Origin of the sequence: Microbulbifer sp. JSM ZJ756, from assembly GCF_044383805.1 — a bacterium.
Lineage (GTDB): Bacteria > Pseudomonadota > Gammaproteobacteria > Pseudomonadales > Cellvibrionaceae > Microbulbifer > Microbulbifer zhoushanensis.
This window is the reverse complement of record NZ_JBISER010000004.1, coordinates 122,607-136,233: the sequence shown is the minus strand read 5'-3', so window position 1 is coordinate 136,233 and position 13,627 is coordinate 122,607. Positions and strand designations below refer to the sequence as shown.

13 protein-coding genes are annotated in these 13,627 nt (G+C 61.4%); 3 read left to right on the top strand and 10 right to left on the bottom strand.

From position 1 onward, the window contains the following. Window positions 1-86: 86 nt before the first annotated feature. The 4 genes from cydB to ACH6CX_RS08725 form a co-directional block, all read right to left on the bottom strand. The gene (gene cydB / locus ACH6CX_RS08740; RefSeq protein ID WP_370636803.1) at window positions 87-1,118 is read right to left on the bottom strand and encodes a cytochrome d ubiquinol oxidase subunit II; all 1,032 of its coding nucleotides are present in this window, start codon (window positions 1,116-1,118) and stop codon (window positions 87-89) included. Then, on the bottom strand, window positions 1,115-2,494 hold the full coding sequence (locus ACH6CX_RS08735; protein ID WP_237062623.1) for a cytochrome ubiquinol oxidase subunit I: 1,380 nt from the start codon (window positions 2,492-2,494) through the stop codon (window positions 1,115-1,117). The genes cydB and ACH6CX_RS08735 overlap by 4 nt, the downstream gene beginning before the upstream one ends. A 92-nt stretch (window positions 2,495-2,586) precedes the next feature. After that, the gene (locus ACH6CX_RS08730) at window positions 2,587-3,147 is read right to left on the bottom strand and encodes a GbsR/MarR family transcriptional regulator (RefSeq protein WP_233006271.1); all 561 of its coding nucleotides are present in this window, start codon (window positions 3,145-3,147) and stop codon (window positions 2,587-2,589) included. Between the two features lie 90 nt (window positions 3,148-3,237). Then, entirely contained in the window at window positions 3,238-4,143 is a 906-nt protein-coding gene (locus tag ACH6CX_RS08725) for a DUF1853 family protein (RefSeq protein WP_396675311.1), read from the bottom strand. Window positions 4,144-4,285: 142 nt separating this feature from the next. Here ACH6CX_RS08725 and ACH6CX_RS08720 point away from each other — a divergent pair, with 142 nt between their 5' ends. Continuing rightward, window positions 4,286-5,200, top strand: a complete 915-nt coding sequence (locus ACH6CX_RS08720; protein WP_233006269.1) for a bile acid:sodium symporter family protein — start codon at window positions 4,286-4,288, stop codon at window positions 5,198-5,200. 74 nt (window positions 5,201-5,274) lie between these two features. On the opposite strand, the gene ACH6CX_RS08715 is transcribed toward ACH6CX_RS08720, so the two are convergent. Beyond that, window positions 5,275-5,967, bottom strand: coding sequence for a Crp/Fnr family transcriptional regulator (locus tag ACH6CX_RS08715; protein WP_334078655.1), 693 nt, complete (start codon window positions 5,965-5,967; stop codon window positions 5,275-5,277). A 99-nt stretch (window positions 5,968-6,066) separates the two neighbouring features. Here ACH6CX_RS08715 and ACH6CX_RS08710 point away from each other — a divergent pair, with 99 nt between their 5' ends. Both ACH6CX_RS08710 and ACH6CX_RS08705 read left to right on the top strand, forming a co-directional pair. Beyond that, window positions 6,067-6,831, top strand: coding sequence for a class II aldolase/adducin family protein (locus tag ACH6CX_RS08710; protein WP_233006267.1), 765 nt, complete (start codon window positions 6,067-6,069; stop codon window positions 6,829-6,831). 11 nt (window positions 6,832-6,842) lie between these two features. Further along, complete coding sequence (locus ACH6CX_RS08705; protein WP_233006266.1) at window positions 6,843-7,439, top strand: HD domain-containing protein; 597 nt, start codon at window positions 6,843-6,845, stop codon at window positions 7,437-7,439. Window positions 7,440-7,477: 38 nt separating this feature from the next. Here ACH6CX_RS08705 and rlmD read toward each other — a convergent pair whose 3' ends face one another. The 5 genes from rlmD to ACH6CX_RS08680 all read right to left on the bottom strand — a co-directional run bounded on the left by rlmD (window position 7,478) and on the right by ACH6CX_RS08680 (window position 13,409). Then, entirely contained in the window at window positions 7,478-8,806 is a 1,329-nt protein-coding gene (gene rlmD / locus ACH6CX_RS08700) for a 23S rRNA (uracil(1939)-C(5))-methyltransferase RlmD (protein WP_396675310.1), read from the bottom strand. 67 nt (window positions 8,807-8,873) lie between these two features. Next, a complete protein-coding gene (locus tag ACH6CX_RS08695; RefSeq protein ID WP_396675309.1) occupies window positions 8,874-9,746 on the bottom strand; it encodes an MFS transporter in 873 nt (290 codons plus the stop codon). Then, a complete protein-coding gene (locus ACH6CX_RS08690) occupies window positions 9,737-10,159 on the bottom strand; it encodes an MFS transporter (protein ID WP_396675308.1) in 423 nt (140 codons plus the stop codon). Before ACH6CX_RS08690 ends, ACH6CX_RS08695 begins: the two co-directional genes overlap by 10 nt. 13 nt (window positions 10,160-10,172) lie before the next feature. Beyond that, a complete protein-coding gene (locus ACH6CX_RS08685) occupies window positions 10,173-12,548 on the bottom strand; it encodes an autotransporter outer membrane beta-barrel domain-containing protein (RefSeq protein WP_396675307.1) in 2,376 nt (791 codons plus the stop codon). 84 nt (window positions 12,549-12,632) lie between these two features. After that, window positions 12,633-13,409 carry an OmpW family protein gene (locus tag ACH6CX_RS08680; RefSeq protein WP_233006262.1) on the bottom strand — a complete coding sequence of 259 codons (777 nt, stop codon included), beginning with the start codon at window positions 13,407-13,409 and terminating at the stop codon, window positions 12,633-12,635. Window positions 13,410-13,627 lie beyond the last annotated feature (218 nt).

Below are 13,627 nucleotides of genomic sequence, written 5' to 3'. Positions count from 1 at the left end.
GGTGAAGGAGCCGGGAGATTGGCGCGAACCGACATGACTGCGGCCGCGCCGGGCTATCCGGGGCCCTTGTTTGGCCCCGGTTTTTTTCAGTGGTACTTGAGTGCAGTGGCCTTGCCGTGGAAAACCCGGTAGGCCAGGGCCGTATAGGCCAGGATGAGTGGTACGACGATTACGGCGCCTACCAGGATAAAAGTCAGTGATTCAGTGGCACTGGCGGCCTCCCAGATATCGAGCCTGCCGGGGACGATCTCGGGAAAGAAGCTGAAGGCAAGCCCGGTGAAGCAGAGCACGAAGACCGCGACCGTCAGGAAGAAAGGCACACGGCAGTGCCGGTCGTTTTCCTTGGGCAGCCGTTTCAGCAGGCGGTCATTGAACAGGAAAACGGCAAAGCACACGGTCGGTATCAGCAGGACGAACATTACCAGGGGGTAAGTGAACCATCGGTCAAAAACCCCGGGGTTTACCATGGGGTTGACCACCGACACCGCCACTACCCCGAGGAATGTTGCCCGTCCCGCCTGCTGTGTCCAGCGCACGGCACGTTTCTGTAGCTCGCCCTCGGTTTTCATTACCAGCCACGCGCCACCAACATAACTGTAAGCAGCAGTTACGCCGAACGCACTCAACCCGGAGAACAGCAGGGCGTTCCAGTGGGTGTCGAACCCCATCACATACTGCCCCAGCATGTATCCCTGGGCGAGAGTGGTGAGCAGTGAGCCGGCCTTGAAAGTCCGGTCCCAGGTCAGCTTCAGGTCCACCGCCGCCTTGGCGCGGAAGTCGAAGGCGACCCCGCGCATGATCAGTCCAACCAGCATAATCGCCGCAGGGATGTAGAGGTTCATCAGGACCATGCTATGGGCGACAGGGAAAGCGATCAGGAGGATGCCAATGGCCAGCACCAGCCAGGTTTCATTGGCGTCCCAGAAGGGACCAATAGAGGCAATCATGGTGTCACGTTTTAACTCGTCGGCGGAACTCATGGGCAAGAGTATGCCAACCCCCAGGTCATAACCGTCCAGGATGGCGTAGATCAAAATGGCCAGTCCCATCAGGCCGATAAAAATGACTGGTAGCCACTGCGCATAGGTCAGGCTTTCGCTCAGGATCTCGGTATTCATGCTGAACCCTCCTCGGCTGATCCGGGCAGGCTGGTAGTGCTGCCCTCGGCGGACGGGGACTCGGTTTCGAACTCCTCGACTTTGACGGCCTTGAGCGCCATGACTTTAAGCGTATGGATATACGCGTACATCAGGATGACGTATACCGCCAGGTAGAGGGTCAGGGAAAAACCGACGTTCGCGGGCGCCAGGGGCGTCACCGCATCGGCGGTTCTGAGCACGCCGGTAACCAGCCAGGGTTGGCGGCCAATTTCCGTGACATACCAACCGGCAAGGGTCGCCACCCAGCCGGAGAAGGTCATACCTACCAGCACGCGTAGGGTCCAGCGTGGTAGTTCCCCCCGCCTGAGCAGCAGGTAACAGCCGCCCCAGGCGGTGAGCAGCATCAGTATTCCCATTCCCACCATGATGCGAAAGCCGAAAAACACTGGTGCCACTGGCGGGTGATTATCCTTGAATTCGTCCAGGCCGCGGATTTCGCCATCGGCATCATGAGTGAGAATAAGGCTGGCCAAGTGGGGTATCGCGACTTCCAGGTGGTTTGTGCGTTCCTTCTCGTCGGGGATTGCAAACAACAACAGGGGTGCGCCGCGCTCCGTTTCCCAGATACCCTCCATGGCAGCAATTTTCTGTGGCTGGTGCTCAAGGGTGTTCAGGCCGTGCAGGTCGCCAACATAAGCCTGGATTGGTGCCAGCACAGCTGCCATCACCAGTCCGGTCTTGAGTGACAGGCGTGGAGCGAGTTTCTCGTCGCCCCTGAGAATGCGGTACGCGGAAAGCCCGGCGACAAAAAATGCAGCGGTCAGCCCCGAGGCCAGCATCATATGGGTATAACGGTATGGGAAAGATGGATTGAAGATGACCTCGAGCCAGCTGGTGGCATGCACCACGCCGTCCCGTATCTCGAATCCCGCCGGGGTCTGCATCCATGAGTTGAGTGCCAGGATCCAGAATGCGGAGATGGAAGTACCAATCGCCACCACCAGGGCGGATACGGTATGCAGCCAGTTAGGTACCCTATCAATGCCGAAGAGCATGATGCCGAGGAAGGTGGCCTCGAGGAAAAACGCGGTAAGAACTTCATAGCCGAGCAGGGGGCCCGCGATATTTCCCACGGTTTCCATAAAGCCGGGCCAGTTGGTGCCGAACTGGAAGGACATGGTGATGCCGCTGACGACCCCGAGCGCAAATGTCAGCGCGAAGACCTTGACCCAGAAGCGATAGGCGCGCATCCACACTGGATCACCGGTCTGCTGGTGGCGCAGTTTGAAAAAGAACAGTATCCAGGCCAGTGCCATGGTGATGGCGGGAAAGAGAATATGGAAACTGATGTTGGCGGCGAACTGTATCCTTGACAGGACCAGAGTATCTAACATGGCTACCTCGGTAGATGATGGGCACCCCGAGGCTAATAGGATAGATGCTCTGGCGCGCCCGGACGGTAAAAGCGGTCTGCGCGGGGAGGATGTCAGTCCCCGGCGCCGGAAGATCCCCCCTTGAGTTTTTCCCGCAGGTCGAGCAGCCGGCTGAGGCCGGAGCCCATTTTCATCAGCCGCAGGAGGTCATCCTCGCTCAGGCGGCTCAATGTGGTGGCAAATTCATCGAGTAGTTCCAGCAGCGTATAGACCTCCTGCATGCGCTCCTGGGCGCGGACTTCCTCTTCATCCTGGGGATCATTCAGCAGCAGCTGGCGCAACAATGACAGTGTGGGGTCCAGCTCGCGCTTGCGACGCTCCTCGAATACGGTGCGGGCCATATCCCAGATGGATCCGGCGGCGGTAAAGTAATCCTTGCGGTCGCCCGGCCGGTGATGCAATTCCACCAGGCGCCAGGCCTGCAGCTCCTTGAGTCCCATGCTCACATTGCCGCGGCTGATTTTCAGTGCCTCACCGAGTTGGTCCGCATTGAGGGGTTCACTGTGTATCGTCAGTAGGGCCAGCATCTGCCCCACGGTGCGATTGAAGCCCCAGCGACTGCCCATCTCGCCAAAGTGCAGCACGAACGCCTGCGACTGACTGGATAGTTTCATTAGTTTTTAATGTTTCAGAAATTTCTGAAAATTGTAAAGGTAAATTGATGCATGTCAATGGAATTGTCAGTAGGTGGCTGCGGAGTGGGCTCAGAGACCGGCCCGGGCGAGCTCCGGCCAGTTGTCCGGCACGATAAAGCCACGACTTGCCTCGCCAGTATGGTCCAGAGCTGCGACACAGACCGGCCCGCGGGACTCATTCTGCAGGAATCCGGCGGCGATGGCGGCGCAACTGCCCGCACGGTCCACCCGGTAAGCCCGGTCTGCCAGCCAGGCCCGCTTGGGCAGGAGGGCCCAGCGGAAAGGCAGGTTTGCAAAGTGGAACTGGAATTCGTCCACCCGTGCCCACCAGTAACGGCAGGCGGCCGGGTTGATGGCCCGGTGGAGGATTGTCGCGCTGTCTCCCAGGGGGCGGAACAGGCGGCCTGGCATCAGCGCCCACTGGCGGTCTATCTGTATCCCCAGGTCCGCCAGCAGCGTCCGGGCTGCCGGCTGCCGGATCAGGGGCAGCTGGTGCTCGCGCATCCGCGCCAGCTTGATATCCAGTCGGTCGCGCAGGCCCGGCCCCACCCAGAATTCGCCCTGCACCTGCAGGTAGAACTTCACGGCGATTTCCCAGTGCTCGGTGAGCCCGCTCGGCAAGTGATGTACAACGAAATCGAGTTCGCCCAGGGTTCGGCCCCCGGCGCGCAGGGGCAGGTTGCGATGCAGTAAGCGGTAATCGGGGTGTTGCTGGAAGGCGAATGCCCACAGGTTCTCAAAATAGACGCCCAGCCGTGTCGCCGATCCCCGGCTGTTATCGCAGGTGATGGAAGTTTCCAGCTGCGGTGCCAGATTGCGGGCCACATCACTGCGGCCAAAGTAGTCGGCCAGCTCGGCCTGCCGTGAAGGCGGCAGCCACGGCAGGCCGAAATCGCTCACGATATGCCCGGCGCCCACTGCCCAGGCGAGGTTGGCCCAGTGATCGGGTGTTACGCCCAACTGCTCTGCAGCCATTGGCTTTCTCTTGTTGCTCTTGCCCGGCGTGTGGCCGGGCATGGATTGTGGATATTGCGGTTGCGAAGATTCCCGGCGCGCAAGCGACACCCTGTGCTAGGGTTTAACCTCCATAACTACATAATAACGAAAGGAGGTATCCGTGGAATCCGGCCCCCTGATTTCGATCGGCCTGCCGATCTCCCTGTTTATCATCATGATCGGTATCGGCATGACCCTCACCGCGAGGGAGTTTCACCAGGTGACGGTGAAGCCTGCGGGACTGATCCTGGGAACGATTGCCCAGATCCTGGTGATGCCTCTGTTCGCCTTCGCGCTATGCTGGCTCCTGAGCCTGCCGCCGGCCATCGCCGTGGGCCTGGTGGTGATCGCCACCTGTCCCGGCGGGACTACCTCCAACCTGTTCACCCTGCTCGCCCGCGGCAATGTGGCCCTGTCCATCGTGCTGACCGTATCTGCCAGCCTGATCACGGTCATGACGCTGCCGGTATTCACCAATTACGCGTTGCAGCTGTTTATGGGCACCGAACGTGAAATCGTGCTGCCATTCGGCCGCACGGTGCTGATGCTATCAGTCATCGTCCTGTTGCCGGTGGTGATCGGTATGCTGGTGCGGGCCTGGAAACCACTGCTGGCTACCCGTGCCGAGGGTGTCGTCAGTATTTTCGGTGGCCTGGTGCTGGCCGTGCTGGTGATTGCCCTGGTGTACGGGATCCGCGACCGCTTCCTCGAGCTGATGGCACAGGCGGGCCCCTCGGCCATCCTGCTGAACCTGGCCGGTGTCGGCCTGGGACTGCTGACCAGTCGCCTCTGTGGGCTGTCCCGGCAAGAGGGGCTGGCGGTGGCCACGGAACTGGGGATCAAGAACGGTACCCTGGGCCTGATGGTGACACTGACCCTGCTGCACTCCAGTGAGATGTCGGTGCCCTCGGCGATCTACGGCGTACTGATGTTCCCGGTCGGTTTCCTGCTGGCGGCATACGGCCGCCGGGTGATTCCGCCAGTCCGCCGCACTGCCCGGGACAAGCCCGGTGAACCTGCGGCCGGTGCGGGTTGATTGAATTTTTACCGGGCAGGGCGCAATAACCACGGCGCATTGCGCCGCTGCCCGGGGCAATGCGCCGTGCTGTCTCAGTCCAGTTGTTCGATGTAGGCCTGCAGGCGCACCGGGTCGGGAATGGTCACACGGCCATACTCGAACTGGACCAGTCCGTGTGCCTCGATGGTTTTCAGTACCCGGTGCAGTCCCTGCCGGGTCATGCCCATCATATTGGCGAGCAGTTCCCTGGTCATGCGGAAGCTTGCTGCGCCATCGGCGCTCTCCACCGGGTTCTGCATCTGTGCCAGGAACAGCAGGCGCCGGGCAATGCGTGCCTCGGTACCGCGCAGTACATCGTCCTGGATAATCGACATGGCTGCCCACAGGCGCCGGCTCACCAGGTCCAGCACCACCGGGTAGGCCCCGGGGTATTGCGCCATCAGCGCGCGCAGCTCCTCACCCCCCACATCCACCACCTGGCTGTCTTCATGCGCCGTCGCGCCGAATACCCGGGGCATCCCCGGGGAAAAAACCGTATCACCAAACCAGGCGCCGCGATCCAGCAGGGCCAGGGTCGCCTCGCGGCCCTCGGCGTTGCCGGAACAGATGCGCACTCGTCCCGCTGCCACGATCGACAGCCGGCTCTGCATGGACCCCGGTGGATAGATTTCCTGCCCGGCGCTGTAGTGCTGCAGGCGGGCGCGTCTGGCCAGGGAACGCCTGGCGGTCTCCGGCAGTCCGGCAAGCAGGGGGCAGGCGTCGAGAAATGGCAGCAGATCAGTCATCCGCCAAGTGTAAACAAGTTGACAGTGTTGCGGCGAGAGGGGTTCCAGAATGTAGCAAGCCAATAACGACAAACACACAGTGATAGAGGGAGATGCACAATGCTGGATTCCATACCGTCCCTGCAGGGCAGGGTAAGCGAGGAAGAATGGCAACTACGTGTCGACCTGGCCGCGGCCTACCGGCTGGTCGCCCATTACGGCTGGGACGAGCTGGTATTCACCCACCTGTCGGCCCGGGTGCCGGGTCCTGAGCACCACTTCCTGATCAATCCCTTCGGGGCCATGTTCGAGGAGATTACCGCGTCCAGCCTGGTGAAGATCGACCTCGATGGGGAGAAGGTGGATGACGGTCCCTTCCCGGTCAATCCCGCCGGTTTCACCATCCACAGTGCCATCCATGAGGCGCGCGAGGATGCGCAGTGTGTCATGCACACCCATACCACTGCGGGGGTGGCGGTAGCGGCGCAGAGCGAGGGTCTGTTGCCGATTTCCCAGCAATCCCTGTTCCCGCTGTCCGGTCTCGCCTATCACGACTACGAGGGGATCGCCGTGCGTGAGGACGAAAAAGCCCGGCTGGTCTCGGACCTGGGCGATGCCAATTTTATGATCCTGCGCAACCATGGTCTGCTGACCTGCGGACCGAGCGTTGCCGATACCTTCCTGTCGATGTTTATCCTGCAGCGTTCCTGTGAGATCCAGGTGGCGGCACTGGCCGGCAACCAGCGCCTCACGCCGGTGCCGCAGCCTATCCTCGACAAGATCCTTGGCGAGGGCGACAGGGTCACCAGCAGCCAGGGTGGTAAGCTGATCTGGCCCGGCCTCCTGCGCAAGCTGGACCGTATCGACCCGAGCTATCGCGACTGAGGCCCGAGTTCATGGAACAAAAAGTACAGGAACATGCCCGGTTCGCCGACATGGAAAACGGCACTGCGGAGGACTGGAAAATAATCGCCGACGCCTTCGGGGATTTTGCCCGGGGGTTACCGGATCGGATCATTGCCCACCTGAAACTGCTGGATGGTGATTTTGGCGGCTTCCCGGTGGATCGCCTGACCCATTGCCTGCAGGCCGCGACACTGGCCTACCGAGACGGCAAGGATGAGGAGTATGTGGTGTGCGCGCTGCTGCACGATATCGGGGACACGCTCGGTAGCTACAACCATGCCGATGTGGCCGCCGTTTTGCTGGAGCCGTTCGTCAGCGAGGCCAACCACTGGATGATCAAGCACCACGCGGTTTTCCAGGGCTACTATTTTTTCCACTACCTGGGCATGGATCGTAACCTGCGCGAGCAGTACCGCGAGCATCCCCATTACCAGCGTACCCTGGAGTTCGTGTCAAAGTACGATGCCCCGGCTTTCGACCGGGAGGCCGAGACCCTGCCGCTGGAGTTCTTTGAGCCCATGCTGCGGCGAGTGTTCGCCCAACCGCGGAAATCCCTCTACAAAAAGGCGATGGAAGAAGCCTCCTGACCGATGTCCGTCCGGGGTTGCCGGGCGGCCATTACCTGCTATTTTCCCAGTTCGAACAGGGCCATGGACTCGACGTGTGTGGTCTGCGGGAACATATCCATGACGCCGGCCCTCTGCAGGCGGTAGCCCAGCTTTTCCAGCTCAGCGGCATCGCGGGCCAGGGTTGCGGGGTTGCAGGAGACATAGAGCACCCTGCGCGCCTTGAAGCGGGCCAGTTCCCGTACCACCTCGATCGCGCCGGTGCGCGGCGGGTCGATCAGGATCTTGTCGAAGCCGGCCCTGGCCCAGGGCTTCGCGGTGATATCCCGGGTCAGGTCCGCTGCGTGGAAGGCGACGTTACCCAGGCTGTTTGCTGCCGCATTTTCCCGTCCGCGCGCCAGCAGCGATGCATCCCCCTCTACGCCTACCACCTCTTCGGCATGGCGCGCCAGCGGCAGGGTAAAGTTTCCCAGTCCACAGAACAGGTCCAGCACCCGCTCGCCGGGCTGGATATCCAGCAATTCCACGGCTCGCTCTACCATCTGCCGGTTGATGTCGAAGTTCACCTGGATAAAGTCCAGCGGGTGGAAGCCTATCTCCAGGTTGAATGCCGGCAGCCGGTAATGAAGCCGCTCGATACCGGCCTGCGGCCAAACCCGGTGCACGGTGTCAGGTTCTCCGGGCTGCAGGTAGAGGTGGAAACCTGCTTTCCGGGCCAGTGCCAGCCACAGCTCCAGGTCTTTCTGTGGCAGGGGTTGCTGGTGGCGCAGGACCAGCGCGGTGGCATCCTCGCCGATGGCCACCTCCAGGTGGGTGAAGCCGGCGCGACTCTCACAGGCCCCGATCAGTTGTGTGAGCGCGGGCAGGTGCCGGGCAAAGTCATCCGGCATAATCGGGCATTCGCTGATGGGGGTGAGCTGGTTGGAGCGCTTTTCCCGGAAGCCCAGCACGATGCCGCGGCTGCGCGATGCGCGGATTCCCAGTCGCGCCTTGCGCCGGTAGCCATAGGGAGCCGCAACCAGCGGCGGCAATGTCTCCGGGACACTGATGCCACCGAAGCGCTGTAACTGGTCCAGCAGAATCTGTTGCTTGGCCTGGATCTGCGCCGCCGGTTGCATATGTTGCAGGGCGCAGCCCCCGCAGTCTTCAAAATGCGGGCAGCGCGGTGCACAGCGATTGGCGGAGGCCTCGATCACTTCCACTGCGACGCCCTCGGCAAATTTTGAGCGGCTGGCGGTATAGCTGAGCCGCACGGTTTCCCCCGGCAGCGCGTTGTCCACAAACACGGTTTTGCCACGGACACGGCCGATGCCGCGCACTTCGTGGCTGAGTCGTTCAATTTCCACCGTCGGGGTGCCGGCCGGCAGGCGCGGGCGCCGTCTCTTCATGTTGTATACCGCTGGTTCATTTCCACTGGGGTTGCGGGCGCAATGATAGGCAGCGCATGGGAAGCTGTCACGGTCGTGGATGTGACTGGCCGGGCTGCTCCGGTACACGGGCCAGCAGCAGCCCTCCGGCGACAAATAGCAGGATCAGTGCCAGCATGGAGTAGCGAGCATCCCCGAACCAGGCGCCAAACAGGCCAAACAGGGGCGGGCCAATCAATGCCGCGAATTTTCCCATCAGGTTGTAGAAACCGAAGAACTGGCCGCTCTTTTCCGCGGGAATAAGCTGGGCGTAAAGCGAGCGGCTCAGTGCCTGCACGCCTCCCTGGACCAGTCCGATCAGGACAGCGATGGCAAAGAACTCCCACGGGGACCGGATAAAGGCCCCCCAGCTACAGACGAGGATGTAGACACCCAGGCCGATATAGATGCCGCGCCGGGCACCGATGCGCGCGCCAAGGTAGCCGAAGGCAACAGCGGCCGGGAAACCCACGAACTGCACCAGCAGCAGCGCCAGGATAAGGTGAGAGCGCTCGAACCCCAGGGCGCGTCCATAGGCCACCGCCATCCTGATTACTGTGCCGACCCCGTCAATGTACAGCCAGTAAGCCAGCAGGAATAAGGCCACCGGCCGGTAATCCGGTAGCATGCGCATTGTGATACGCAGCTGGGTGATGGCCTGGCGCCAGGCTGGCTCGTTGCCGCCGGCGAGCGGTTCCGGTTCCGGAACCCACAGTAGTAGAGGCAGGGAGAACAGCGCCCACCAGAGTGCGGTCACCACAAATGCGGCCAGCGCCGCGGCGGTGCTGTCGCTAAAGCCAAACAGTTGTGGCTGCAGTGCCGCCGCAACGCAGCCGAGATAGAGCAGCCCGCCCCCCAGGTAACCGAGCCCGAACCCCAGCCCCGATACCGTATGCCAGCGCGATGGCGGCGCTACATACACCAGCAGGGAGCATAGAGGAGGTTACTGCCGAGAAAACCGACCGTGGCACAGACGAACAGCAGCGATGCCGCCAACCACTCGCCACTGGGGACCGAGCCGAGTAGCGCGGTCGCCAGCATGCCACACAGAGCGAACAGAAACAGCAGGCGCTTGTGCGCACCGGCGCGATCCGCCACTGCCCCCAGGAACGGGGCGGTGACGGCAATCACCAGCGAGGCCGCGGCGTTGGTCCAGCCCAGGCGCAGGTTTGCCGCCTCGGCAGTGACGCTGGCGTTCCAGTAATCCTGGAACAGGAGGGGGAAAAAGCCGGCCAGCACCACAGTGGCGAAAGCGGAATTGGCCCAGTCGTAAAACGCCCAGCTCCAGACCCGGCGCCGATCGCTGGCGAGGGGTGGCTGACTGGCCACAGGCACAATTAACCCCGCATCACCACTTGAGCCGAAGGCCTACTATTATCGCGGTGCTGACACTGTCACCGAAGTTTTCCAGGCTACTGGACAGGTTGAGTTCGCCGTAGACCGAGCAATGATCACCGCACTCTTCGTAGGAGGCTCCCATTGCCAGGGTCCCATACCAGTCGTCCGGTTCCTGCTCCAGCAGGGTTTCCGATACGGTCACCCCGGTTTCGTCACCGATGTTGTAGATGACACTGGGCGTAAAATAGAGGCTGTAGCGCTCCAGCTCCCGAGTGCCGAACATATCAGTGCCGGCCTTGCGGCGCGACACCCGCTCCTCGAAGGCGGCGCCCAGTCGGATACTGAAGCCGCCATTGTCGACATCGGTGACGTGCACATCGTACACATCGCGAAAATCGTCGGCGTCCTCGTTGCTGTAATTCATCTGTAGTTGCGGGGTGACGGAATAGTGGTCGCATAGCTTGAAGCTACGGCCTGCCTCGACGGAAAACCCGTACCCGAATGCATCGCGATCCTCGGGCAGCTGCCGCAGTCCCCGGGCACGGAGGTCAGACTGGAACCAGTTTAAGTAGAGCTGGGAGTCGGCATAGGTGCCGTCGGTCCCATACCAGGTGAAAGTGCCGGTAACACCGAACTGTTCAGTGTCGATGTTACCGTTACCAAAAAAAGACGTGACGTCGGTGTCAGCTTCACCGTAATGCAGGGCAATGCCGGCGATGGGAGCGCGACCGTAAATACTGTAGTGAAGCGGGGCATCGAAACCCAGTTGGACCAGCCAGCGATCCTGCTCCCATTCGCTGGACGTGGTGGAGAAACCCGGCAACTCGTCCGTGTAGCGTGCCTCAGCGCGGATCCACGGACCGCCACCGTCGATGGTGCGCTCGAGTGAGTCCACGTAATCGCAGCTTCCCACATCCCAGTGGCTGGTGCCCATCCAGAAGCGATTGCCCAGTCGCTGGCGCAGGGTGGGTGCGCGGTTAAGCGAGCGCAGCACCTGGGCATAGGATTCATAGATCACGGCGCCGGGCTGCCAGCGCGACCGCTCCTCTACCGAGCTGCCGCGGGGAAATTCCAGGGATGAGCGCAGGTACCAGTTGCCATCCTGCGGATCCGACAGGGCATTGTGATGCAGGGTATAACCGTAGGCTCCGGCAATCACCGCCGGCGGACCGTCGCGGCTGACGTAGTCGCCGTCCAGTGCCAGTGCATCACCGGGGGAATCCCCCCCTACCTCAACGACACGAATACCGTCACCTGTGGTCAGGGCACCCAGCCCGCCGAGATTCTTGACCCGTACCGTGGTGCGGCCGGAAAGGCTGTTTTCGATGCGTAGCAGGTCGGCTGCGGATGTATCGGTATTGAGTTGTGCATCGAACCACAGGCGACCATTGCGGCCGACGAAGCTGCCGTAATCACCGTCACTGTTGCGTACCACTGAAACGATATCGTAACGATCATTCTGCAGGTTCACGGTACCCGCATTGGCAATGTTGCCGATCAGTGTGAATTCGGCGGGATCGAATTCCACCAGCCCGCCCCAGAAGACATCCAGACCCAGGTGGTTTCCGTCGACAAAGCCACCGCCCACCTCCAGACTGCCGACAAAGATCATCTTGGAACTGCCCTGTACGCCGATGCGCTCCCAGTTGCGCAGCAGGCTGCCATCCACGGTGTGGTCGAGCTTGAAAAGCAGGAAGTCGATATCGCCATCTTCAGCGCTGTAATCGTCGCCACCATCGAGCACCGCCTCGCCCTCGTAGGCGTAGGCATCCATCTCCAGTGTGTCGGAGCCCGTACCACCGCGGAACTCGAAGATTACCCCCTCATCCCAGTAAAAGAAGTCGTCACCGGCACCAGCGTCCAGAAATTCATAGATCAGGCCGCCGTCGAGAAGGATGTTGTCGTTTCCGTCACCGGTATGGACCCTGAATGCGAGCCCATCGAGCACCTCGACGGTGTCATCCCCGGCGCCGGTATCGATGCCGCCGCCATCGAGGAAGTCGCCCACATCGGAAGCGCGGCTGTTGAGGATAACGGTATCGCGACCGGCGCCAGTGAGCACGCTGCCCTCGATCACCGCTCCCAGTATATTGACCTGGTCGTCCCCGTCCCCGGCATCCACGGTGTTAATGGTGCCGCCCAGCAGGTCCAGGGTGTCATTTCCCTGCAGGGAGGAAACGTCGGCACCCTCGGCATCATTTTCCTCGTCGCAGGTGATCAGGTCGGGTCCGGCGGTGCCGATATTACCGGGGGTGCAGGTAGCCCAACTGCCCTGTGTTGCGGCGATCAGTCCCAGTGCCAGCAGCGACTGGCTGAAAAAACGGGGCACCCGGGAATCCCGCTTGCCTGGTGGAATGCCTTGTGCCGGTTGGGTTTGCTCGATCACCGATATACCTGTCGTTATGTGGATTCCGGGGCGCCGTTGGGAGCAGGCGTTGCGTGGACGCTGGAACGTGGGTCCGGATGATCCCTAGAATTTGTAACCGATCGCGAAATTCACCACCCAGGGGTCGTAGTCAAAGTCGGAGTAGAGACGGTTGTTGCCGCGCCGGGTGCGGTAGCGGACGACGGCGTTGGTGTCCGACTCGAAGTAGATCACAGCGAGGTTCAGCAGCAGCGGTACGTCCCTCATCGGTGTGTAATCCACACCCAGCTGTCCTGCGGCCCCCCAGGAATGGCCGAGGGTCAGGGTGGCGGGTCCGGTCGCGAGTCCCTCATCCACCAGGTAATTGGCGAAGTCCTCGTCGAGACGGTCGTCGTGGTAATCGGTGTAATTGACGCCCAGGCCAATGTAAGGACGTGCCAGGCAGGAGGCGTCCAGTGGATACCAGTTTAAGAAGGCGTTGGAGGAGGTCGCCTCAAATTTGCCCAGGTCAATGGAGTTCCTGCCCGGGTATACATAGAAGTTACTCAGGTTAACGTCATACTCCGCCCCGTCGATATACATCAGCTCGATACCCCAGTGCTCCATGGGGCGCCAGGCGGCAGAGATATGCCAGGTGGTCTCGCTGTCGAACTCCCAGCGTGTCCGGTACAGGTCGAATGACTGGAGTACTGCAAACTTGAGCTGGCTGGAGCGATCCTCGGGGTGAATATAGGAGCCGCCCACACGGACCAGGAAATCTCCCCAGTCGATACGGTGCCATTCCTCCGGCCGCTCGGGGATGGTGGATTCCCCCGACGGTCCGGCATTGGCCCCCAGGGGGGGCAGGAGAATGGCAGCGAGCAGGGCATGGCAAATTTTCATTACGGGCTCCATCCGGGGAACGTCAGACTTATTGGTTTCCGGCCGGGTGCGCGCAGCCCGATTCACGATTGCCTGGATCTTGCGGGTACCGGTGGTTTGTCGATCAGTTTGTTCCGGTCAGGCAATGGACTGCCGCCACTGAACATTTACATTAGCACGCGGATTTCACCCTGCAGGTTACGGGAGGAATCCCGCGCTGCCAGTTGCAGGGGAGAACA